Genomic DNA, 22,164 nt, shown 5'->3' with positions numbered 1-22,164 from the left:
AAAATAAAAGTTTACTTCTGAATTATTATGGCTGGAAAGAAAAAACCTTACGGAATAGGCAACATCGTATCATGGGGTGCTACTGTGGTGATTATAGGGTTAATGTTTAAGATTTTGCATTGGCCCGGTGCCACTTACTGGATAGCAGGGGGACTTATAACTGAGGCTATACTGTTTTTTATATTAGGATTTCAGAGAGAAGACAAAGAAATTAACTGGGCACGTGTGTATCCCGAATTAAATGAAGACTTTCAGGGAGAGCTTCCGAAAGCCACTGTAAGGGGCGGTGGTAATACAAGCCCTTCAACAACTGCTGCGCTGGATAAAATGATGGAAGACGCAAAAATTGGCCCTGAGCTGGTGCGCAGCCTTGGTGATGGTTTACGTACATTTGGCGATAAGGTAGCCGCTATATCACGTGTTACCGATGCAGGGGAAGCTACTATAGCTTTCACAAGCAAAGTTAAAGAGGCTACTGCAAGTTATGAAAAACTAAGTGTGTCATTTGACAAGGCATCGGCCAATTTGACCGAAATGGCAAACTCCAATGTTGATTCAAAGGCATATCACGATCAGGTTAACCAATTGGCTAAAAACTTATCGGCACTTAATGCGGTTTACGAGCTGGAATTGCAAGATTCAAGCGCGCACTTAAAATCAATGAATAAATTTTACCAGAACCTTTCGCTTACCATGAACAACTTTAATGAATCAATGGATGATTCAAAACAGTTTAAGGAAGAGGTAGGGCGATTGGCTAAGAACCTGGCATCATTAAACGCAATTTATGGTAACATGCTCACAGCTATGAACCAGCCGCGTGTTTAATATAATTAATTAATTGATTACCAGAAAAGATTTATAATAAATGGCCGGAGGTAAGGAAACCCCAAGACAGCGAATGATAGGTATACTATACCTGGTACTATTGGGCCTCATTGCCCTTAACGTACCGGATAGCCTGTTGGACGCGTTTAAGAATATTACGAATAGTTTGGATGCATCAACCAGGAATGTTAATACTGGTTTGCAAAACACATACAGCGCTTTTGAGGCTACAAAATTGAAAGAACAGGCTGAACGGGCGAAACCAATTTATGATAAGGCTAAACAGGCAAGTGCTATAGCTGCAGAATTGAATACCTACGTTGAACAGTTGAAAGCAAAGCTGATTCAGGAAGGCGGCGGCATTAACCCGGAGATTGATGACGTTGACGCACGGGATAACCTGGATATATCGCCCCGTATCATGATCAATCAAAAAAATGGGGAGAAACTGAAAGCTAAAATTGATGAAACCCGCCAAAGGTTAATGGTAGCTTTAGGTAAGGACAGTGTAGGCGTACAGTTTTCACTAAATACCGTAGCGCCTAAACCGCATGGGGATGTTAGAAAATCATGGCAGGAAGCTAACTTTGGTGATGGCATACCTTTAGGCGCGGCCCTCACTACTTTAGCCAAAATTGAAGCTGATAGCAAAAATGCCGAAAACGAAGTAGTTAAAAAATTATTAGGCAAAATTGACCAGGCACAGGTTACGCTTGATAAGTTCAGTGCAGTGGTGGTAGCGCCAAGCAGCTATGTTATAGCCGGACAACCCTATACTGCCCAGATCTTTTTAACTGCTTACGATTCAAAATCAAACCCTGATATTACCGTTAACGGTAGCAGGGTATCTGTTACAGATGGTAAGGGTAATTATACTATTACTGCAAGCGGCGAAGGAAAACATACCGTGGAAGGTTTTATCACGGTTAAAAACAATACTACCGGCAAAAATGATTCTTATCCTTTTAAGCAGGAGTATACAGTTGCAAGACCTTCGGCAGTTATTTCTCCTGATAAAATGAACGTGCTTTATATTGGCGTTCCGAATCCTATTTCGGTATCCGCGCCTGGTGTAGCAGCAAGCGACTTAAACGTGCATTTTAGCGGCGCCGGTTCGCTTAGCGGTTCGGGCGGGCATTATACAGCTACGGTAAGCAGTATAGGCAGAGCTACGATTTCTGTTAGCGGTGCAAAAGGAGCGGTATTAGGTTCAACGGAGTTCCGTATCAAAAGGATCCCTGACCCTAAGCCACAGTTTGCAGGTAAAAGTGGTGGTAACACCAGTTCGGCTAATATCAGGGCACAAGACAGGCTTTTTGCCCAGTTGGATAACTTTGACTTTGATGCTAAATTTAACGTAACGCACTTTACTATGCTGGTTGTAAAACCGCGCCAGGATGCCATTATTTTATCAGGCTCTGGTGGTGAATTAACCGGCGCTATGCATAGTGCTTTGAATACGGTTACACCAGGAACTACTGTTATATTTAAGGATATCGTTGCGGTAGGCCCTGACCATTCACCGAGGTCACTTGACCCGATTGTATTATCCGCAAATTAAACGCGTATGAAAAAGAGAATTTTAGTTGTTATCCTGTGCCTGGCTTGTGTAAGTGCTTATGCGCAAAAAAACGCACCAAGAGGCCGCCGGCAAAAAAGACAACTACCGCCAGGCAAACAACTCAGAAACCTGTACAGGTTCAGCCGGATAATGTTACCAGCCAGCAACCCCTTGATACTGCAAGTAAAATTGCTGCAAAACCTTTTGACAGGCCGCTTGACGGCTATTACAAAAAGAACAATATTTTAAACGCCAAGGTTACACCGTATCCTAACTTGCGTGAAAATGATGTAGCATTTGCCAAACGCGTTTGGCGCGAAATTGATGTACGCGAAAAGATGAACCAGTACCTGGCTTCACCCAAAGGCCGTTTAATTGATGTATTGCTTGACGCTATAGCCAAAGGCGAGCTTACCGCGTACGACCCAACTCCGGGAAAAAGGATGATCCCAATGGCGATGGTTTTACTACTCCCTTAACAGGTGCACAAGCCCGCGGCCGTTTAGCATCTGACAGTAGTGTGGTTGAAAAGCGCGATAAGGATAATAATGTTATATCATCCACGCTTGTTGCAGGTGAGTTTAATCCCGATAGCGTACTTAAATTCCGCATTAAGGAAGATTGGATCTTTGATAAGCAGCGCTCTGTATTTGAGCCCCGGATTATAGGTATTGCTCCCTTGGTTAAACCTAAAGGTACAGGTACACTTGACATTGATTTTCAGCCTGCTTTTTGGATCTATTTTCCTGAAGCACGTGCAGTACTTGCAACTAAAGAAGTGGTTAGCCGTAACAGTGATGCCACAGGCTTGAGCTTTGACGACGTATTTATAAAACGCATCTTTACCAGTTATATCGTTAAAGAAAGTAACGACAAAGATGAGCGTATAAAAGATTATGCTCAGGGCATTGATAAGCTTTACGAATCAGAAAGGGTTAAGAAGTCCCTTCTTGACTGGGAGCTTAATCTTTGGCAGTACTAATACATTAAGATTAAACAAGATTTTACAAAACAGGCGATGAATTTTCATCGCCTGTTTTGTTTTAAAGAACTGTTTTCTTGTAAAGGGGAGTAAGATTTCGTCGCGCTTCTTGCATACTTATTTAGCCGGTAAACATTTAAGAGGATAACAATTGCTTATCTCTTTTCATATGCGATTTTCACCCCAGGCCTGACCAATCGCTTACTCCTTTCTACCAACTCCCCCAAAATTCCGACCAACGCCTGAAATAGGGATAAATAAGGCGTTTTTCGGGTTTGCCGAGTGCTTTTGAGATTTTGTCTATATATCTCTACAGCTGGTATAACACTTTTTAGCGATCAAAATATATGTTGTTCATTTGATCATTGAAAACAACAACACAACATATTTAAAACATTAAAACCTTACGATCATGAAAACCTCAATAAAATTATCAGCCTTATTTGTATTATTAACCGCAGGAGTATTTGCTACTACAACAGCCAAAGCCTTTGTTGATCCTAACGATGTTACCCCTAAAGCAAAAGAAGTTGTAAGCTTTAAATCCCTTGATCATGATCGCGGTTTGACAGTAAACTTTGCAAAATCTGAAAGCGGGAAATCAATGGTGAAAGTTTACAACAAGGACAATGAACTTTTGTTGAAAGACATTGTGCCGAGCAAAACTGATGTAAGTAAAGGTTATGTGTTAACCGGTTTGGCAGATGGTGAATACACCATGGAAATCTACACCAATAACCAGGTTGTTAAAAAATCAATCCATGTTTACCAGGATGGCGACCAAAAATCATTTTATATAGCTCAGTAATAAAAATCACAAACATCAATATATAAAGAAGTCCTGGTTGATTGAACCAGGACTTTGTTGTTTTAGGTGTAGTAATCCGGGAGCTATCCTTGCCCAATTTCTGCTCCTGTATTAAAATAAGCCAATATGGCTTTGGCTTGTTTAAGATTTACCACTTCGAGCAGCATTTCCTCATTAGCTTCGCGGATCTTCTTTACCGATTTAAAGTATTTAAGCAGCTTTTCGGCTGTAGTTTTGCCTATGCCCTCTATCAACTCAAGTTCTGTTGCCAATGTGCCCTTATCGCGCTTTTTGCGGTGAAAAGTGATCCCAAAACGGTGTGCTTCATCTCGCAGGTGCTGGATTACTTTAAGTGTTTCCGATTTTTTGTCGAGATACATAGGGTACTGATCGTTAGGGTAATAAAGCTCCTCCAGGCGTTTGGCAATGCCTATTACTGTTACTTTTTTATCTATGCCTAATAATTTGAGGCTATGCATTGCCGAGGATAATTGCCCCTTGCCACCGTCAATCACAATCAGTTGCGGTAGTTCTGTGCCTTCATCCAGCATCCGGCGATAACGGCGGTGTACGGCTTCTTCCATAGTGGCAAAGTCGTTAGGGCCCTCAACGGTTTTAACATTGAAGTGGCGGTAATCTTTTTTAGAGGGCTTTCCATCTTTAAATACCACAATGGCCGATACCGGGTACTTGCCCTGAAAGTTGGAGTTATCAAAGCATTCAATATGGCGCGGAAGTTGGTTCATGCGCAGGTCTTTCATCATTTGCGTAAGCAACCGTTCGGTGCGGATCTCGGGGTTCAGTTTCTCGTACTGGTCAATCTTTTCCTTTTTAAAGAACTGTACATTCTTTTGCGAAAGGTCAAGCAATTTGCGTTTTTCGCCCAGTTTAGGTACCGTGAATTTAATGTTCGGATGATCCTCAAGATCGATATCAAACGGTACGATGATTTCCTTGCTGTCGCTGCTGTAACGGCTTCTGAACTCGGATATGGCCAGCGTAAGCAATTCCTCGTCGCTTTCGTCAAGGCGTTTTTTTAGTTCGATGGTTTGCGTTTGGATAATGGTACCATTCATCACCTTCAGAAAGTTAACGAAAGCCAGTTTTTCTTCAGATGCTATGCTGAACACATCCACATCAGTAATAGATGAGTTAACAACAGTGGATTTGCTTTGGTAATTTTCAAGCAGTTCGAACTTGCGTTTGAGCCGGTGCGCCAGCTCAAAATTCATTTCTATGGCCGCTGCTTCCATCTCATTTTTTAAGCGGCGAAGAACTGCACCTATCTTGCCATTGAGGATATCCTTGATTTCCTCAATGCTGTTATCGTAGTCTTCTTCTGTTTGGTAGTTTTGGCAGGGGCCTTTGCAGTTGCCCAACTGGTACTCCAAACAAACTTTAAACTTTCCTTTGTCGATATTTTCGCGGGTGAGCTGTAAGTTACAGGTACGTAAAGGGTAAGTTTCCTTGATAAGTCCCAAAATGTTGTGCATCATGCTCACCGATGCATAGGGCCCAAGATATTTAGAGCCGTCTTTTATTATACGGCGGGTCCAGAAGATGCGTGGGTAATTCTCGTTTTTAATGATGATCCATGGGTAGGTTTTATCATCCTTCAGCATTACGTTGTAGCGGGGCTGATGCTTTTTGATCATGCTGTTCTCCAGCAGCCAGGCATCAACCTCTGTATCAACTATGGTAAAAGTAATAGCACGAATCTTGGATACCAGTACCCGTGTTTTAGCATTAATATGAATATCCTGGTTAAAGTACGACCCAACACGATTACGCAAGTCCTTGGCCTTACCAATATATATCAGTTCCTGCTCACTATCCCAGTATTGGTAAACCCCGGGTTTGTGAGGAATGTTTTTTAAAGCTGCCCTGTAATCGAATTGGTTCATTAGTTCAATGGTTCATTAGTTCATTGGTCTGCTTGGCGGTTGTTTTACCAATGAAACATAGCTTATTGTTTATTGGTCTCCTTTATTGCCCTCGCGTTTGCCAATAAACTTTAGGTATGAATTTAATTTGATATGGATGACCTGTAATTTTTCAAACAGATCATTGAATTGCTCATCAGTTATCAGGTTTCTTTTCTTTGATTTCTGAAGCCAGCCTTTGGTTTCCAAAATTGAACCCCGACTAAAATAACAGAAATTGCGGTTTTCCTTGTAATGGTATCTTCCATAGCCTTCTGCAATATTCGCGCTAATTGAATCGGCAGAACGTACTATTTGTTTACCAACGGTATCCTTGGTAAAATAGTCCCACTCACTTACTATAAACCAAATTTCATCGCTGAAAGTATCAGCCAATCTGTATACCTCTAAATCTTCGAGCGAGTGATGGCTCATGCTATTAAACTACTTACCAATGAACAAGTGAACGAATGAACTATCAGAATCCCAATTTCTTATCTACCTCAGTAGTTCCCTGCTGTTGCTGGTTATAGGCCCCGCAATCCAATATGATGCTAACTCCATTCGCTGGGGCATCAAAATCAACATTCTTTTTGATGCCTAAAGCTGCATTGGCATATACCTTTTTCATGTACAGCGCAAATATCGGCAGGGCACTGTTGGCACCTTCGCCCAAACGGGTGCTCTGGAAGGCAATGTCACGATCTTCGCAACCTGTCCATAAGCCGGTAACCAGTTGTGGGGTTATACCTATAAACCAACCGTCGGAGTTATTTTGAGTTGTACCGGTTTTACCACCGATAGGGTTGCGTAAACCATATTTATAGGTTAATCTTGAACCGGTACCATCTTCAATAACTCCTTTAAGCATATAGGTCATCACATAAGCCGTTTGCGGGTTCATGGCTTGCACCACGCGCGGAGTATGGGTGTACAACACGTTGCCGTTTTTATCTTCAATGCGTAAAATATAAGTAGGCTCTGTCCACAGGCCGTGGTTGGCGAAAGCGGAGTAAGCGGCCGTCATTTCAAAAACAGAGGCATCAAACGTACCCAGGCAAATTGAAGGATAAGGCGGAACATTGGTTGTAATACCCATTTTTTTGATCAGATCAACAACAGGTTCTGGTTTAACCTCGCCCATAACGTGGGCCGTAACCCAGTTTTGTGAGTGTGCTAATGCCTGCCTTAAAGTAATAAAGCCCGGCAAAGTTTCGGATGGCGACGAGCGCGGGCACCACGGCGCGCCATAACCACGGATAGTATCAGGCACGTTATTGATTTTCATACATGGAGAGTAGCCGTTGTCGATAGCCACAGCATAAGTAAATGGTTTGGCTGTTGAACCTACCTGGCGGGTGCCATTCTTTACCTGGTCGTATTTAAAATGTTCAAAGTTGGTGCCGCCAACCCATGCCTTAACATAGCCGGTTGTGGGATCCATACTCATGAGAGCATTACGCAAAAGCATTTTACAGTAGATAATGCTGTCAATTGGCCTCATCATGGTATCGATATTGCCGTGCCAGGTAAACAGGTTAAGCATGGTTTTGGTCTTGAAGTTTTCTTCAATCTCCTCGTCAGATTTTTCCTGTTGTTTAAGTTGTTTGTACCTGTCAGATTTTTGCATGCCCTGGTCAAGCAAAAATTTGAAGTTGTGGATGCTTTTGTAAAGGTTACGGCCGCGCCAGTGGTCATTGAACTGTGCCTGCAAATCTTTCATATAATCACGCTGCGCATCCTCCGCATATTGCTGCATGGTGGCATCAATGGTGGTATATATTTTTAAGCCGTCGCGGTCAAGATCGTAAGGGGTGCCATCAGGGCGGTTAATATTCTGTTCTTTAAAGATCTTTTGAAGCTCTTTCTTCAATACCGAACGGAAGTATGGAGCCAGTCCGTCAAAATGATTGTTTTGGTGAAAATCAAGGCCAAGTGGCTTGCGTTTATATTCTTCAACCTGGCCTTCACTCAGGTAATTTTGTTCGGCCATACGGTTTAGTACCAGGTTGCGCCTTTTAAGTGCATTATCCGGGTGACGGATAGGCGAATAAATGCCCGGGCCGTTAACCATGCCTATTAACAGGGCAGCCTGATCGGGTGTTAGTTTATCTGGCGTAGTGTTAAAATAAGTGCGCGCGGCCGATTTGATGCCATAAGTGTTATAAGCACCAAAGTCGACCGTGTTGAGGTACATGGTGAGGATCTCTTCTTTGGTGTAATGACGTTCAAGCTTAACAGCTGTAACCCACTCCTGTAGTTTTTGAATGATCCGCTTAAATGGATTGGCAGATCGTTCTGAAAAAGGTTAAGCGCCAGCTGTTGTGTTATGGTACTGCCACCCTGCTTTTGCCCAATAAGCAAATGCGCGAAAATGGTAAAGCTTCGGCCAAAATCAATACCTGAATGGTCATAAAATCGTTTATCTTCGGTAGCAACCAAAGCGTTAATTACGTTTGGTGACAGTTCGCGGTAAGTAACGTTGGAACGGTTTTGAATATAGTAAGTCCCCAATACCTGTTTGTCGGACGAGATGATCTCTGTAGCCTGGTTGCTCTTGGGGTTTTCGAGGTCGCGGAACGAAGGCAGCTGACCAAACACATCAAAAATAGTGAGTGTTATCATCATAACAACAAAAGCAAAAAGGCCAAGCACAATTCGCCATATGTACCAGTTGTATCTTCTTATATCTGCAGGCTGGAGTTGATTTTTCGAGTTAAACCTTGTGTTAGTGGTTCTCATTTTCTAATAAAATTTCTGATAGTAGTCAAAATAACTATCCAATATACTTTGGGTTGCTAATTTATCCAGATTTTCTTTGGTAATGATAAAAATGCTGTATTTATCCTTTGGAACCTTCATAATATCGGGTAGCAGAGGTACAATGGTACGTGCATAATCTTTAGCATCGGCAAGGCTGTAAAAACGGCCAACGTATATCAGCTGGTTATTTTCGCCAACGCTTTTAACGTGGTGGATTACTTCGCTGCGGGTGTATCGTGTACGGTTAAACTGCCCTACTCCAAAACGTGTAGAAGCCAGATTAGTTGTACCACTGGATACATTTATCACAAAGTAATAGTTGCTGCTGTCGCGCTTGCTGAATATGTAGTTTACCGCTGGTGTATTGTTAATGGCGGCCGGGTGAACCGTAGCCACAGTATCTTTTTGTTTAGGTGCCTGCTGCGTGGCTATATCCCTTGAAGTATCCGGCATTTGGTGTTGCGGTAAAGGGATCTGGCCTACGGCAAGTTGTTTTGGTTGTTGAATTGCAGCCTGCTGAATTTGTGGTGCCGATGTTTTAGCTCCGGCTATTATACGCGTGTCCCGTTCGGGCAGGCGCTCCTGGGGAGTTACATTTTGTGCCGATGGGGTATATGGCGGACGGTATTCTGTTTGTTTTTGATATGCTACTGGTGGGGTAAAAGGGATCTCGTTAGGATCATCATTAAATAATACCACCGGACGCGCAGCTATTTCGACCTTGTTCGAATCGATATAGGCCAGGTGTTGGTTTACCAGTGGGGCGATGAGCTTATCCTGCGGATATTTTGCGGCGATTAACTGCAGATCGGCCTGAAATGGCGGCAACTTTTCCATATGCCCGGCAGCAATAGCTTTCAGATAGTATAACTGCGCTGCATACCGGTTGTCAGGATATTTGTTAAGCAAATCATTTGCTTTCTCAATCACTTTTGCGTATTGCTTTTGAGCATACTGATCGTACACTTCGTTATAAAAGCCGTTAAATACAGCATCTACATCTGCCAGCTTGCGTGCATAATCCGGATCGAGAATTACTTTAGCAAATACACTTTCCGGATACTCTTTAAGCAGCCTGTTTTTGTAATCGTTTGACTTTGCAGCGTCTATATCGGCATAAAGCCTGTACAGGTTATAATAAACTGAAGGCTTATCGTTGCTTTGAGGGAAACGCGCAAGCAGGGTTTCGTAAGTGGCAATAGCTTCCTTTTTATCTTCCAATACATCGCGATAAAAATTAGCCATTTCAAAATAGGCGTTATAAACCCTGAAATTTGATTGCTGCAGTAGGGCGGGAGTCAGAGGCAGGTTTTTAACCAGGTCCTGTCTAAAAGTGCCTGCCGATACATTGGCAGTATTATAAGCTGCGCTGCCAACAGGCGCATCCGGATCATTAACCTGTGAGCCAATGCCGGTATTGGCTGTAGGAATACCAGTATTTGAACGCCTGCTGCGGCGCCAGTTATCGTCCAGCTTACGGTTGCCCCATAAACGCTTAAAGTCATTATAACCCTGGCTTATGGCGCTGTTATTGTAAAAGTAAAACGTACTGCCGCTGTTTTTATTGGAGGAAGATGAATTATTGTTCCTGTCGAGCGTATTTGACATAGTGCCGTTATTGACATTGGCAGCGGCACCGGTGGTTTCCAAAGCGGCTTGTTGCTGCTGGCGTGTTTTGCGGGCTACCATTTCATCTATATGGGCATCACGGGCTTTTTCATCCAAAGCGGCAAGCATTTGCAGAGTATCTTCGCGCGAGATGGTTTCAAGCAGGCGGGTAAGAATCTGCAGGTTATCGGCCTTTTTGCGGATGAGCTGATAACCGGGATAATTTGTCGACAGGTTATTGAGCGTACTGTCATAATAAAGCCTGGCGTTTGCGTAATCGGCCTTGTTTTTAAAGTTGATATCGGCAATGCGCAGGTATGACAGCCCTTTTTGGTTTTGGTTTTTGGTGCTAACCCGTACCGATTGCTTGTAACTTTTCAGCGCGTTGTCGATTTCGCCGGCTTTGAACTGTTGTTCACCAATCTGGTAATAGATCTGGTCGTAAAAATCGGCATTGTCTTCATTCTTAAGCAGGGCACGTAATAGGTCGATCTTACTGGCTTTAACACCGTTTTGATTGTCGCGTATGCGGATCCTGTTAAGGTTGGCATTAAATGCCATTTCAAAACTGGCGTTGCTTTTAACTATGCGGGTATAGCTTTCATAGGCATCGGCCGGCTTGAGGTTGACTTCCTGTAATTGGCCCAGGATAAATATCCAGCGGAGTTTGAGATTGCTGATATAACTGTATTTAATGGCCAGTTTAGCCATCTCTTGGGCTTCGGCATAGTTTTGGGTTAAGATATCATATTGCAGCTTGGTGGCGTAAACATCGGCAGTAATATTTTTTTAGGGTTGATATCCTGTATGGCCGAATCAATTACCAGTTTAGCTAAAGGTAACTGGTTAAGGTACATAAGCCCGCGGGCTTTCCATACCAAAGCCTCCTGCTTTAGATTGGCTTGTTTGCCAAATGAACGGGTTACATAATTACAATACTCAACAGCATCAAAATAATTAGCCTCCAGGTACCGGGATTTGCCCAGTACCAGGTAAGCATCACCTAAATAATGGCTTTGCTCCTTAATACTGATGATCTTGTTGGCTTTTACAATGGCTTCTTCCAGGTCCTTATCAGGCGTACCTGTTTGTGCGGTGGTATCGGGGTAAACATTTAATAGTTCACTATAGGCATCGGGAAAAGATGCTGCATAGCTTTCCTGCTTGAGCCTTAAAATTTCGTTAGCATTAAATAATATGTTGTAGTGGGCAGTGAGGTTTTGCATGGTGCGGTTAAACCCGCTTTGTTTTTCAAGCGAACAACCTGCCGCTACCAGTATAACTGCAAACAGAAAAAAAAGTGGGTGTTTGATTTATAGGATGATGATAATCGCCTCAATGCTATATGGTAGTTAAAAAAGCATTGCTAAAATACTAAAGATTATGCAATAGGTTTAATAAATTTGCGCATGCCCGAAAATGACGAAAATAACAAAGATGAGGTAGGTAAGGAGGTTAGCAGCTATGCTAAGTTTTCCGGTATCGCGTTCCAGATGATCGTGGTCATCGGTATTTGCGCCTTCGTTGGTTATAAAATTGACGAGAGCGCCCGGCATGCTGTAAAGTGGGTTACTGCCGCACTTTCGCTTACCGGGGTGTTCATTGCATTATTCCTTGTTATTCGATCTGTAAAAAATTGACAAAATTGGCGCGCGTTATCCTATCCTTTTTCCTGTTCGTAATTATCACGGCAATCCCTCCTGTTTTGCTTATTTATACCGGCCATGCCAACTGGCTCGTACCGCGCTTTTGGCTCATCTTTTTTTATATCGATGCTTACATTTATCACCGTTTTTTTGGTGAATTTTGTGGGTAAGATCAACTACTCGCTGTACACTCAAACCTTTCTTGCTGCTACTACTGTCAAGATTTTAGCGGCAATGTTCTTCGCCCTGTTTTTTCTGATGAAGATAAAACCAAACAACGGGATTTTCCTGGTCAATTTTTTTTACGTTTATTTCTTAAACATAGCCTTTGAAATTTACGGTTTGTTGTGTACCTTGCGCAACCAAAAATTAAAGTAAAAAACTCTCTGCTAATGGATTTTAGGCCTGTTTTGAACTCAAAAAAAATCACCTTAGGTATCGTTTTAAGCGTTTTTTCGCTGTTTGTATCTGTAAAAGCACTCGCTTTACAAGAAAAAAATCCCGCTGAGCCCGCCACCGAAACAAAGGAAGAAGCCAAATTTGATCCGACTGAAACCATTATGGAGCACATTTCGGATTCCCATTATTTCCACATAGGTGGAAAACTTGCTATGCCGCTTCCGGTAATACTTTACACTGATAAAGGACTTGAAGTTTTCATGTCGTCAGTGTTTGAAGAGGGTGAAAAAATTCACGGGGGTAAATACTATAAATACGCCCTTGTGCATGATAAAATAAAAGCAGTAACCGGCGAAGATAAAACAGAAGATACTGCGGCCAAAGTTTTCGATCTGTCTATCACCAAAAATGTAGCTTCAATGCTGATGTCAGTTTTTGCATTGCTTCTTATTTTTCTTAGTGTGGCATCAGCCTATCGGAAGCGTATTGGTAAAGCTCCAAAGGGCTTGCAGTCGTTCCTTGAGCCCGTTATTTTATTTGTGCGCGATGAGATCGCGTTGCCAAATATCGGTTATAAATATGCGCGTTTTATGCCGTTATTGTTGACCGTGTTTTTCTTTATCCTGATTAATAACCTGATTGGTTTAGTGCCGTTCTTTCCGGGTGGTTCAAACCTTACCGGTAATATCGCTGTGACTATGGTGCTTGCAGTGATAACCCTGCTGGTAGTTAATTTTAATGGTAACAAACACTATTGGGCGCACATTTTTGTACCAAGCTCAGTGCCGGTTTGGTTGTGGCCATTATGGTGGGTTGTTGAGATATTGGGGATCTTTTCAAAGCCATTCGCATTAATGATTCGTTTGTTCGCAAACATTACAGCGGGTCACATTATTGTACTTAGCTTAATATCACTGATATTCGTGTTTAAGTCTGTGGCTATCGCGCCAGTATCTGTAGCTTTCGTGGTGTTTATGGATGTGCTTGAATTATTGGTTGCCATGTTACAGGCGTTCATTTTTACACTGCTTACCGCCTTGTTTATTGGTACTGCGATTGAGGAGCACCATCATTAATTAGTAAATAACTATAAATATATATTAACATTTTAAATTTAAAATCATGATTGGAAGTATTGCTGCATTAGGTGCAGGTTTAGCGGTAATCGGTGCTGGTATCGGTATCGGTCAGGTTGGTGGTAAAGCCATGGAAGGTATATCACGTCAGCCAGAAGCTGCTTCAAAAATCCAAACTGCCATGATCATCGCTGCAGCTCTTATCGAAGGTGCTGCTTTGTTCGGTGTGGTAGTATCATTCCTGGGCTTACGTTAATCAGCTCAAAAAATTAGGAACCGCGGCCGGCGCGATTGGCACCGGAGCGGTTCTTATTAAAATGTTTTATTAAAGTAGAAAAAGAGATCAATATAAAATGAATCCATTAGTTGTCCCAGATTTAGGTTTAGTTGTTTGGACCACAGTAGCCTTCGCTTTTCTGTTTTTTATTTTAGCTAAGTTTGCCTGGAAACCGATCATGGCAGCCATTGGCGAGCGTGAACGTTCAATTGAAGATGCGTTATTAAAAGCAGAAGCTGCTAAAGAAGAAATGAGCCGTTTAACTAACGAGAACGAATCGTTAATTAAACAAGCCCGTGCAGAGCGCGACCTGATCTTGTCTGAAGCACGTAAAGCTAAAGATCAGATCGTATCTGATGCTAAAGAGGTTGCACACAAAGAAGGTGCACGTATGATTGAGCTTGCCCGTGTTGAAATTAACAACCAAAAAGCAATTGCTTTAGCTGATGTTAAAAACCAGGTAGCTACTTTATCTTTGGAGATTGCCGAGAAGATCCTTCGTAAGCAATTTGAAGATCAGCAGCAACAAGACGAATTGGTTAGCCAATTATTGAAAGAAGTGAAGTTATAAGATTTCGGATTTGGGGCGTAGAATTTCGGATTTAATCCGGTACTCGCTGACCTATTCAAAACCGAAATTCAAATTGAAAATTCCGAAATCGAAAATTCGAAATCCGAAATAAAAAAACATGTCAGAAATCACGGTAGCAACCAGGTACGCCAAATCGATCATTGATCTTGCACAGGAACAAGGAATTGTTGCAGAGGTCAAAGCCGATATGGACCTTTTCTTAAAAACCCTGAAGGGCAGCCCCGAACTGGTAGCAGTATTGGCTAATCCTATTATATCTCATTCAAAAAAGATCAAGATCCTTGACGAGATATTTTTAAATAAGGTTAGCAAAACTACTATCGCTTTCTTTAAGCTGATGGTTAACAAAGGGCGCGGCGAAGTATTATATTTTACCGCCGGCGAGTACATTAACCTGTACAATGTTAAAAACCATATCACCAAAGCTAAGGTAACATCAGCTACTGCGCTTTCTGAAGCTAATAAGAAAACATTGGTTGCCGAATTGCAACAATCAGTTGGCGGTACAGTAGTGCTGGAAACTAAAGTTGACCCGGCTTTGATAGGCGGTTTTGTGTTAACTATAGGTGACAGGCAGGTTGATACCAGTATTGCCGCAAGCCTGAGGAAAATGAAAAAGGAATTTGCTGTAAAGGCGTAATTAGTAAGTATTAAAAGTAAAACTCTAAATAAATTTTAAACAATGGTAGAGGTAAGACCAGACGAAGTATCAGCAATTTTGCGTCAGCAGTTGGCCGGCTTCAAGTCAGAATCTGAATTAGAAGAAGTGGGTACTGTACTCCAGGTGGGTGACGGTATCGCACGCGTTTATGGATTAACTAAAGTACAGTCGGGTGAGTTGGTTGAGTTTGGCACAGGATTGCAAGGCATCGTACTTAACCTTGAAGAAGATAACGTGGGTGTGGTATTGTTAGGTAAATCTGACGATATTAAAGAAGGTGATACCGTTAAACGTACCAACAGGATTGCATCAATCAACGTAGGCGAAGGCATGCTTGGCCGTGTTGTTGATACCTTGGGTGCCCCTATTGATGGTAAAGGCCCAATCACCGGTCAAACTTACGAGATGCCGCTTGAGCGTAAAGCGCCAGGTGTAATCTATCGTCAGCCTGTAACCGAGCCATTACAAACTGGTATCAAAGCTATCGACGCGATGATCCCTATCGGTCGTGGCCAGCGTGAGTTGGTTATCGGTGACCGTCAAACCGGTAAAACTGCGGTTTGTATCGATACCATCATCAACCAAAAAGAATTTTATGATGCAGGTAAACCTGTAATCTGTATATATGTAGCTTGCGGACAAAAAGCATCAACTGTTGCTAACATTGTTCGTACGCTTGAAGAGAACGGCGCTATGCCTTACTCTATCGTAGTTGCTGCTAACGCTTCAGACTCTGCTACCATGCAGTTCTTTGCTCCGTTTGCAGGTGCAGCTATCGGCGAGTACTTCCGTGATACAGGCCGTCCGGCTTTGATCATCTATGATGACTTGTCAAAACAAGCTGTTGCTTACCGTGAGGTTTCATTGTTGTTACGTCGTCCACCGGGCCGTGAGGCTTACCCGGGTGATGTATTTTACCTGCACAGCCGTTTATTAGAGCGTGCCGCTAAAATCAACTCAAATGATTCTATCGCGCAGCAAATGAACGACCTTCCTGAGTCAATCAAAGGCATCGTTAAAGGTGGTGGTTCATTAACAGCTCTTCCAATCATTGAAACACAAGCTGGTGACGTATCTGCATACATCCCAACCAACGTAATCTCTATCACCGACGGTCAGATCTTCCTTGAATCTAACTTGTTCAACGCAGGTGTTCTGTCCGGCTATCAACGTAGGTATCTCTGTATCACGTGTAGGTGGTAACGCACAGATCAAATCAATGAAGAAAGTTGCCGGTACTTTGAAACTTGACCAGGCTCAGTTCCGTGAGCTTGAGGCATTCTCAAAATTCGGTTCTGACCTTGACGCTTCAACCAAAAACGTGTTAGATAAAGGTATCCGTAACGTAGAGATCTTGAAACAAGGTCAATACTCACCGGTGACTGTAGAAAAACAAGTTGCTATCATTTACTTAGGTACAAAAAACTTAATGCGTAACGTACCGGTAAATAAGGTAAGGGAATTCGAAACCGAATTTACCGATCAGTTAGAAGCTCGTCACCCAGAAGTTTTAGCTGCCCTTAAAGCAGGTAAATTTGACGACCAGCTTACCGGCGTACTGGAAACAGTAGCTAAAGAACTGTCAGCAAGGTATTAATTTTTAGATTTGAGATGTTAGATGTGAGATATGAGACTGGTCTCTTCCACATCTGACGTCTTTATATAAATTAGATAAACAGATTGAAAGTGCAGATGTGAGGCTATCTCAAATCTCATATCTCAAATCTCACATCTCAATAAAGAATGGCTAATTTAAAAGAAGTAAGAAACAGGATCAAATCTGTATCATCAACCCAGCAGATCACCAAGGCTATGAAAATGGTTTCGGCTGCTAAGTTGAAACGTGCTACCAACGCTATTATTCAGCTGCGCCCTTACGCAAGTAAGTTGAAGGACCTGCTGGCTAACTTATCTGCAAGTTTGGAGGATAACACTTCTCCATACCTTCAGGAGCGTGAGCCGGTACGTGTATTGGTAGTTGTGGTATCATCAAACCGTGGTTTGGCCGGTGCTTTCAACGCTAACGTTATTAAAACAGCCAATAACCTTATTGCCGAAAAATATCCTAAACAGCTTTCTGCCGGTAACGTATCTATTGTTGCTATCGGTAAAAAAGCCCAGGAGTTTTACCAAAGGCGTAAGTACAACGTAATTGGTAATAACAACGACCTGTACTCGGATCTTAATTTCGAGAATGCTTCAAAAATTACCGAAGCGATTATGCAGGGCTTTGTTAACGGCGACTACGACCGTGTGGAACTGGTGTATAACCACTTCCGTAATGCCGCGGTACAATACCTGATTGCTGAACAGTTATTACCGGTGCCAAAGGCCGAGAAGAAAGAGGAAATAAAGGCAGCTAATGTTGATTACATCCTTGAGCCATCACAACAGGAAATTGTTGAGCAACTGATCCCTAAAAACATCAAGATCCAACTGTACCGTGCTGTATTGGATTCAAACGCTTCTGAACACGGTGCCCGTATGACAGCGATGGACAAAGCAACCGAAAATGCCGGCGAGCTTTTGAAATCATTAAAACTTTCGTACAACCAGGCCCGTCAGGCAGCCATCACTACCGAGCTTACCGAGATCGTGAGTGGCGCGGCAGCCCTTTCAGGCGGTAACTAAGTTTAAGAGTACTTTTATATAGAAAAGGCTTTCCGGAAGGAAGGCCTTTTTTTGAACCTTGATTTTTGGGATTGGAGGATTGTCTTGATACCCCGTTACCCAAACGCTGATTAAAGTTACGCTATCGCTAAACTCAACCAGTACTTGCAAAAAAGCAAATCCCCAAATCAGTTTAATCCAAAAAATCCTGGTTCAGACGAAATCAGCGAAATCACCATAATCATAACAAAAATCAGCCGTCTGGGTTGCCTCTTGCCACTCTTCGGTATCAATGTATACCAAAGAAAATTAAACAGTTATGAAAACAAAGTTATTCCTGGCGTTACTGGCGGGCGTGTTGCTGCTGGGCGCTTGTAAGGGCTCAAATTATGAAGCCATCCGCGATGACAAAGCTTCTTCATCGAGTGCGGATACGGTGGCTAAAATGACCGACACATCAAAGGTGGATATCCCGACAACCAAACTGGTAAAAACTGCCGACATGCGTTTTAAAGTAAAAAGTGTTCAGCAAACGGGCGATGCCATAGCGGCGCTTACCGCCCGCAACGGTGGCATGGTAGTGCATCATCAAATGCAGGCCTATGTAGAGCGATCAGAAGATATCCGTGTGAGTAATGATTCGGTTAAACGAGTATCGGCGCTAAGAACTGATGCCGACATGACGCTTAAACTTCCTTCAGAGAAGCTTGAAAGCTTTATGACGGAAGTGGCACACATGGGTATGTATGTTACGCTGCGCAAAATGGATATTGAAGACCGTACGCTTGACTATCTTTCCGAAAAACTGAAATTGAAAAACCGTCAGGATTTGGTAGAGCAGCAAAAGAAAGGCAAAATTGTAATCAAAAATCCCGTAAATGTGATGTTATTGAAGGACGATATGGTTGATCAGCAAATTGGCAATATGCGCACAGATGAAGCGGTAAAATACAGCATTGTTAACCTTAGCTTTTACCAAAGCAATTTTATAAATCAGGAAATGATAGCCAACGACGATCCTTCTGCCTATCAGTTGCCATTTGTTAACAGGCTGATGATAGCTTTGAGCAATGGCCGGCAACTTTTTGTTGAACTGATCCTGGGCCTCGCTAACTTATGGGTATTTATAATTTGGGGCATAGGTTTGTGGGCAATATACCGCTATTACAAACGTAAACACCCAACCTGGTTTGCCGGCGGCATAAAATCATAAAAACTTTGTCGCTTTTTCGGTAAACATTTCTATTTTTGCGCAAACATTAAAAATCGGTACCATGGAATCAATGGAAAATGCTAACGCAGAAGGTCATTACAAATTATTAACTGTAGCTATTGTTATCGGTATAGTAGGCGTGTTCCTGCGTTTTGCCGGCGATGCCAACACAGGCTTCATGTTTACTTCTATATCAAATATTATTTTGATCATTGGTATCCTAATCGCTTTGAAATGCGTTTTCGCAATTATGAAGTAACAAACCTGTAAAAGGGAAATGATATAAAAAAAGCGCCTTCATTTTGAAGACGCTTTTTTTGTGCCTTTTATTTGGGGTGATATCCCGATTCGTTCAGGAGTTTTTGGGCATCTTTATCGGCCATCAGCTGTGGTAGCGTTACATCAGGGTGCTTATCCATATATTTCCTTACTATCTGCCAGCCCGTCCACACAGCAAGTTTCGGTGCCGATTCATTCTTTTCGCCAAGGCCGGGAGTGAAGGGGGCTTCTGTAAGATATTTTTGGATTTTTTGATAATCAGTTTCGTAAAGCAGGTTTTGTTCTAAAAAGTATCCCCAGATTTTACTTTCAAATTCATGGCACCATTTCAATTGTTCTGTACTATAACGGATCTTGGTGCTATCGGCCATATCCGGCAGTATCTTGTCCATAAAGTACATGATCTTGCCGTTATAGATCATTTTATTAAGCAAGGCTTTATCATTGTCATCTTCCGGGAACATGTCCTCACGTGCTATGCCTTCAACCACTCGGGGCGTAATGTTATCAGGCGTAAACCACCTGGAAAGATAATGTGGAAAAGCATTGGTAAGCGAAGGATAAAAACGCGAATCCGCACCCAGAAACAAATCTATCCCGACGCCGAAATAGCCATCGCCAATGGTAGTTTGGGCCTGGAAACCGGAAATATAAGCATATACCCGCGGGAGCGGTTTTTGAGGGTAATAATATTTAATGTATTTAAAAGCCTCGGTAAGGCTGGCGTTCTGCCGGTCCATATTAGGGAAGGCGGCATCGGCGTCGTGCTTGAGGTCGTTATAGGCTTTGCCCGCGAACACCTGGCGAAGGGCTTTAAAATAGGTGGTATCCTTAGTACTGCCAACCTGTAAAATGCGTTCAATAAAATCAGGGTAAAAACTGCCGTATTGTTTTTGCAGGTAGGAAGCTTGTAAGGCCATCGGCTTGTTGTGCATGGCATCAAAATCATGGTCGAACCGTTCAATTTTGACATTAACGTTGATATTGCTTACATCAATTTTTTTGTTGCGGGTACAGCTGCTTAATATCAGGCCGATGGAAAAAATTAAGTAAATTTGCTTTGCTATATACCGGGTAGGGTTCATCTTTATCCTTTAAGGCAAAAGTAAATTTATTTGCATTAATGTTGCTACTATTGTTAAGTCAATAGTCGGTAGTCCTAAATCGAAAGTCTTATTTTTTGACTTTATACTGAAGACTTGCGACTTAAGACTAAAATATACATATACTATGAAAATCGCGTTAGCCCAGCTCAACTATCACGTAGGTAATTTTGAATCGAACACCAATAAAATCATTAATCATATTATCAAGGCGAAAAATAACGGGGCTGACCTGGTTGTATTTGCCGAGCTATGTGTTTGCGGTTATCCTTCGCGCGATTTTTTAGAGTTTGATGAATTTATAGGTCTTTGCGACGAAGCAGCTAAAAAGATTGCTGAAGTATGTGTGGATATAGCCTGCATCATTGGCTTGCCAACACCTAACCATAAAACAGAGGGTAAGGACCTCAGTAATTCGGCGTATTTTATTGAGAATGGCGAGGTGAAAGCAGTGGTAAACAAAGCCTTGCTGCCTAATTACGATGTATTTGATGAATACCGTTACTTTGAGCCTTCAACCGAGTTTAATTGTATTGAGTTTAAGGGCAAGCGAATAGCGCTGACTATTTGCGAGGATCTGTGGAATACCATCGAAAACCCGCTGTATGTTACCCGACCGATGGATACCCTCATACACCAGACTCCGCATGTAATGATTAACATTGCGGCATCACCTTTTGCCTATAATCACGATGAAGAACGAATCGAGATATTGAGTGATAACGCCAGCCGTTATAAGTTGCCTCTGTTATATGTTAACCATGTTGGCGCGCAAACAGAGTTGATATTTGATGGAGGTTCGCTGGTGTTTGATAATACAGGTAAGCTAATTGATGAGATGCCTTATTTTGATGAAAGCATGGCTTACTATACATTGAATGAGGATAACACGTTGAGCTTTGATCATCCAACAACGATAAAAACCGAACGTCCGGGAGATATTGAGCAAATTTACCAGGCAGTAATCCTCGGCATCCGTGATTATTTTTATAAATCGGGCTTTAAGCAGGCAATTTTAGGCTTATCAGGCGGGATAGATTCGGCTGTGGTATGTGCTTTGGCTGCAGAGGCGCTGGGGCCGCAAAATGTGATGGCTGTATTACTGCCTTCACGCTTTTCAACAGATCATTCATTAAAAGATGCTCAGGATTTGGTTGATAACCTTGGTTGCAAACACGAAATAGTGCCCATTAAAAGCATTACAGAGGCCTTTGAAACAGCATTAAACCCACAGTTTGATGGTTTGCCTTTTAATATCGCGGAGGAAAATATCCAATCGCGCAGCAGGGCTGTTTTATTAATGGCGATGTGCAATAAGTTTGGCTATATTTTGCTAAATACCAGTAACAAGAGCGAGGCAGCTGTTGGCTACGGTACTTTGTATGGTGATATGTGCGGTGGTATTTCGGTTATTGGCGATGTTTATAAAACCCAGGTTTTTGAGCTGGCGCGATATATTAACCGTGATAAGGAGATCATCCCGATCAATTCAATCGTTAAACCGCCATCGGCCGAGTTAAGGCCCGATCAAAAAGATACCGATTCACTGCCCGAATATGATGTCCTTGACAAGATCCTGGCCGAGTATATCGAAAATCGCTGCTCATCGGCCGAGATCATCAGAATGGGGTATGACGAGGCAACCGTTCGCCGGGTTATCAAGCTTACTAATTCGGCCGAGCATAAGCGTTATCAAACGCCCCCTATTTTAAGGGTGTCGCCAAAAGCATTTGGTATGGGCCGCAGGATGCCTATTGTGGGTAAATACCTGTCGTAACAGCTAAAATTTCACTCTTTAATTGTCAAGTTTACGAATATTGTAAAGCGTTGGTTGTT

The 22,164-nt window shown here is 42.4% G+C and carries 21 protein-coding genes and 3 pseudogenes; 17 read left to right on the top strand and 7 right to left on the bottom strand.

Annotation, left to right across the window (positions count from 1 at the left end; genetic code table 11):
* The first annotated feature begins 27 nt into the window (after positions 1 to 27).
* The 5 genes and pseudogenes from gldL to ACRQ5D_RS04600 all read left to right on the top strand — a co-directional run bounded on the left by gldL (position 28) and on the right by ACRQ5D_RS04600 (position 4,179).
* Positions 28 to 828, top strand: coding sequence for a gliding motility protein GldL (gldL, locus tag ACRQ5D_RS04620; protein WP_091171858.1), 801 nt, complete (start codon positions 28 to 30; stop codon positions 826 to 828).
* Between the two features lie 40 nt (positions 829 to 868).
* Complete coding sequence (gene gldM / locus ACRQ5D_RS04615; protein WP_091171860.1) at positions 869 to 2,389, top strand: gliding motility protein GldM; 1,521 nt, start codon at positions 869 to 871, stop codon at positions 2,387 to 2,389.
* Between the two features lie 44 nt (positions 2,390 to 2,433).
* A complete protein-coding gene (locus tag ACRQ5D_RS04610; RefSeq protein WP_431199152.1) occupies positions 2,434 to 2,868 on the top strand; it encodes a hypothetical protein in 435 nt (144 codons plus the stop codon).
* Between the two features lie 35 nt (positions 2,869 to 2,903).
* Positions 2,904 to 3,371 (top strand): annotated as a pseudogene (gene gldN, locus ACRQ5D_RS04605) (gliding motility protein GldN); the annotation flags it as partial.
* Between the two features lie 412 nt (positions 3,372 to 3,783).
* On the top strand, positions 3,784 to 4,179 hold the full coding sequence (locus ACRQ5D_RS04600; protein WP_091171863.1) for a hypothetical protein: 396 nt from the start codon (positions 3,784 to 3,786) through the stop codon (positions 4,177 to 4,179).
* Positions 4,180 to 4,262: 83 nt separating this feature from the next.
* Here ACRQ5D_RS04600 and uvrC read toward each other — a convergent pair whose 3' ends face one another.
* The 6 genes and pseudogenes from uvrC to ACRQ5D_RS04570 form a co-directional block, all read right to left on the bottom strand.
* Positions 4,263 to 6,083 (bottom strand): excinuclease ABC subunit UvrC, encoded by a 1,821-nt coding sequence (uvrC, locus tag ACRQ5D_RS04595; RefSeq protein WP_091171866.1) that lies wholly within the window; start codon positions 6,081 to 6,083, stop codon positions 4,263 to 4,265.
* Positions 6,084 to 6,152: 69 nt separating this feature from the next.
* Positions 6,153 to 6,536, bottom strand: a complete 384-nt coding sequence (locus ACRQ5D_RS04590; RefSeq protein WP_091171868.1) for a four helix bundle protein — start codon at positions 6,534 to 6,536, stop codon at positions 6,153 to 6,155.
* 43 nt (positions 6,537 to 6,579) lie between these two features.
* Complete coding sequence (locus ACRQ5D_RS04585; protein ID WP_431200947.1) at positions 6,580 to 8,370, bottom strand: transglycosylase domain-containing protein; 1,791 nt, start codon at positions 8,368 to 8,370, stop codon at positions 6,580 to 6,582.
* 86 nt (positions 8,371 to 8,456) lie between these two features.
* Positions 8,457 to 8,726: pseudogene (locus tag ACRQ5D_RS04580) on the bottom strand (transglycosylase domain-containing protein); the annotation flags it as partial.
* Between the two features lie 120 nt (positions 8,727 to 8,846).
* The gene (locus tag ACRQ5D_RS04575) at positions 8,847 to 11,183 is read right to left on the bottom strand and encodes a tetratricopeptide repeat protein (protein WP_431199151.1); all 2,337 of its coding nucleotides are present in this window, start codon (positions 11,181 to 11,183) and stop codon (positions 8,847 to 8,849) included.
* 26 nt (positions 11,184 to 11,209) lie between these two features.
* Positions 11,210 to 11,698 carry a tetratricopeptide repeat protein gene (locus ACRQ5D_RS04570; protein ID WP_431199150.1) on the bottom strand — a complete coding sequence of 163 codons (489 nt, stop codon included), beginning with the start codon at positions 11,696 to 11,698 and terminating at the stop codon, positions 11,210 to 11,212.
* Positions 11,699 to 11,881: 183 nt separating this feature from the next.
* On the opposite strand from ACRQ5D_RS04570, the gene ACRQ5D_RS04565 reads away from it, so the two are divergent.
* The 11 genes and pseudogenes from ACRQ5D_RS04565 to ACRQ5D_RS04515 all read left to right on the top strand — a co-directional run bounded on the left by ACRQ5D_RS04565 (position 11,882) and on the right by ACRQ5D_RS04515 (position 19,205).
* On the top strand, positions 11,882 to 12,112 hold the full coding sequence (locus ACRQ5D_RS04565; protein ID WP_091171873.1) for an AtpZ/AtpI family protein: 231 nt from the start codon (positions 11,882 to 11,884) through the stop codon (positions 12,110 to 12,112).
* A gap of 132 nt (positions 12,113 to 12,244) precedes the next feature.
* The gene (locus ACRQ5D_RS04560; protein WP_431199149.1) at positions 12,245 to 12,496 is read left to right on the top strand and encodes a hypothetical protein; all 252 of its coding nucleotides are present in this window, start codon (positions 12,245 to 12,247) and stop codon (positions 12,494 to 12,496) included.
* A gap of 14 nt (positions 12,497 to 12,510) precedes the next feature.
* Positions 12,511 to 13,593 carry a F0F1 ATP synthase subunit A gene (gene atpB, locus ACRQ5D_RS04555; RefSeq protein WP_091171877.1) on the top strand — a complete coding sequence of 361 codons (1,083 nt, stop codon included), beginning with the start codon at positions 12,511 to 12,513 and terminating at the stop codon, positions 13,591 to 13,593.
* A gap of 46 nt (positions 13,594 to 13,639) precedes the next feature.
* A complete protein-coding gene (gene atpE, locus ACRQ5D_RS04550; RefSeq protein ID WP_091171878.1) occupies positions 13,640 to 13,849 on the top strand; it encodes an ATP synthase F0 subunit C in 210 nt (69 codons plus the stop codon).
* Positions 13,850 to 13,946: 97 nt separating this feature from the next.
* A complete protein-coding gene (gene atpF / locus ACRQ5D_RS04545) occupies positions 13,947 to 14,441 on the top strand; it encodes a F0F1 ATP synthase subunit B (RefSeq protein ID WP_091171880.1) in 495 nt (164 codons plus the stop codon).
* A gap of 118 nt (positions 14,442 to 14,559) precedes the next feature.
* Positions 14,560 to 15,102 (top strand): ATP synthase F1 subunit delta, encoded by a 543-nt coding sequence (gene atpH / locus ACRQ5D_RS04540; protein ID WP_090530328.1) that lies wholly within the window; start codon positions 14,560 to 14,562, stop codon positions 15,100 to 15,102.
* Between the two features lie 42 nt (positions 15,103 to 15,144).
* Positions 15,145 to 16,720 (top strand): annotated as a pseudogene (gene atpA / locus ACRQ5D_RS04535) (F0F1 ATP synthase subunit alpha).
* A gap of 146 nt (positions 16,721 to 16,866) precedes the next feature.
* Complete coding sequence (gene atpG, locus ACRQ5D_RS04530; RefSeq protein ID WP_091171888.1) at positions 16,867 to 17,754, top strand: ATP synthase F1 subunit gamma; 888 nt, start codon at positions 16,867 to 16,869, stop codon at positions 17,752 to 17,754.
* 144 nt (positions 17,755 to 17,898) lie between these two features.
* Positions 17,899 to 18,111, top strand: a complete 213-nt coding sequence (locus tag ACRQ5D_RS04525) for a hypothetical protein (RefSeq protein WP_431199147.1) — start codon at positions 17,899 to 17,901, stop codon at positions 18,109 to 18,111.
* Complete coding sequence (locus tag ACRQ5D_RS04520) at positions 18,053 to 18,946, top strand: DUF4349 domain-containing protein (RefSeq protein WP_091171890.1); 894 nt, start codon at positions 18,053 to 18,055, stop codon at positions 18,944 to 18,946. Before ACRQ5D_RS04525 ends, ACRQ5D_RS04520 begins: the two co-directional genes overlap by 59 nt.
* A 61-nt stretch (positions 18,947 to 19,007) precedes the next feature.
* Entirely contained in the window at positions 19,008 to 19,205 is a 198-nt protein-coding gene (locus ACRQ5D_RS04515; RefSeq protein ID WP_090530314.1) for a hypothetical protein, read from the top strand.
* A gap of 67 nt (positions 19,206 to 19,272) precedes the next feature.
* On the opposite strand, the gene gldB is transcribed toward ACRQ5D_RS04515, so the two are convergent.
* Positions 19,273 to 20,310 (bottom strand): gliding motility lipoprotein GldB, encoded by a 1,038-nt coding sequence (gene gldB / locus ACRQ5D_RS04510; RefSeq protein ID WP_091171893.1) that lies wholly within the window; start codon positions 20,308 to 20,310, stop codon positions 19,273 to 19,275.
* Between the two features lie 145 nt (positions 20,311 to 20,455).
* Between gldB and ACRQ5D_RS04505 the strand changes: the two genes are divergently transcribed.
* Complete coding sequence (locus ACRQ5D_RS04505) at positions 20,456 to 22,105, top strand: NAD+ synthase (protein ID WP_091171896.1); 1,650 nt, start codon at positions 20,456 to 20,458, stop codon at positions 22,103 to 22,105.
* Positions 22,106 to 22,164: the final 59 nt, after the last annotated feature.

Origin of the sequence: Mucilaginibacter sp. P25, assembly GCF_050859465.1 — a bacterium.
Classification (GTDB): domain Bacteria; phylum Bacteroidota; class Bacteroidia; order Sphingobacteriales; family Sphingobacteriaceae; genus Mucilaginibacter; species Mucilaginibacter gossypii.
The sequence above is the reverse complement of the archived record's forward strand: the minus strand, read 5'-3'. Positions and strand labels throughout refer to the sequence as shown.

Coding starts and splice junctions, on each gene's coding strand:
- gldL (WP_091171858.1), top strand. CDS start 28: ATGGCTGGAAAGAAAAAACCTTACGGAATAGGCAACATCGTATCATGG.
- gldM (WP_091171860.1), top strand. CDS start 869: ATGGCCGGAGGTAAGGAAACCCCAAGACAGCGAATGATAGGTATACTA.
- ACRQ5D_RS04600 (WP_091171863.1), top strand. CDS start 3,784: ATGAAAACCTCAATAAAATTATCAGCCTTATTTGTATTATTAACCGCA.
- uvrC (WP_091171866.1), bottom strand. CDS start 6,083: ATGAACCAATTCGATTACAGGGCAGCTTTAAAAAACATTCCTCACAAA.
- ACRQ5D_RS04590 (WP_091171868.1), bottom strand. CDS start 6,536: ATGAGCCATCACTCGCTCGAAGATTTAGAGGTATACAGATTGGCTGAT.
- ACRQ5D_RS04575 (WP_431199151.1), bottom strand. CDS start 11,183: ATGGCTAAACTGGCCATTAAATACAGTTATATCAGCAATCTCAAACTC.
- ACRQ5D_RS04570 (WP_431199150.1), bottom strand. CDS start 11,698: ATGCAAAACCTCACTGCCCACTACAACATATTATTTAATGCTAACGAA.
- ACRQ5D_RS04565 (WP_091171873.1), top strand. CDS start 11,882: ATGCCCGAAAATGACGAAAATAACAAAGATGAGGTAGGTAAGGAGGTT.
- ACRQ5D_RS04560 (WP_431199149.1), top strand. CDS start 12,245: ATGCTTACATTTATCACCGTTTTTTTGGTGAATTTTGTGGGTAAGATC.
- atpB (WP_091171877.1), top strand. CDS start 12,511: ATGGATTTTAGGCCTGTTTTGAACTCAAAAAAAATCACCTTAGGTATC.
- atpE (WP_091171878.1), top strand. CDS start 13,640: ATGATTGGAAGTATTGCTGCATTAGGTGCAGGTTTAGCGGTAATCGGT.
- atpF (WP_091171880.1), top strand. CDS start 13,947: ATGAATCCATTAGTTGTCCCAGATTTAGGTTTAGTTGTTTGGACCACA.
- atpH (WP_090530328.1), top strand. CDS start 14,560: ATGTCAGAAATCACGGTAGCAACCAGGTACGCCAAATCGATCATTGAT.
- atpG (WP_091171888.1), top strand. CDS start 16,867: ATGGCTAATTTAAAAGAAGTAAGAAACAGGATCAAATCTGTATCATCA.
- ACRQ5D_RS04520 (WP_091171890.1), top strand. CDS start 18,053: ATGAAAACAAAGTTATTCCTGGCGTTACTGGCGGGCGTGTTGCTGCTG.
- ACRQ5D_RS04515 (WP_090530314.1), top strand. CDS start 19,008: ATGGAATCAATGGAAAATGCTAACGCAGAAGGTCATTACAAATTATTA.
- gldB (WP_091171893.1), bottom strand. CDS start 20,310: ATGAACCCTACCCGGTATATAGCAAAGCAAATTTACTTAATTTTTTCC.
- ACRQ5D_RS04505 (WP_091171896.1), top strand. CDS start 20,456: ATGAAAATCGCGTTAGCCCAGCTCAACTATCACGTAGGTAATTTTGAA.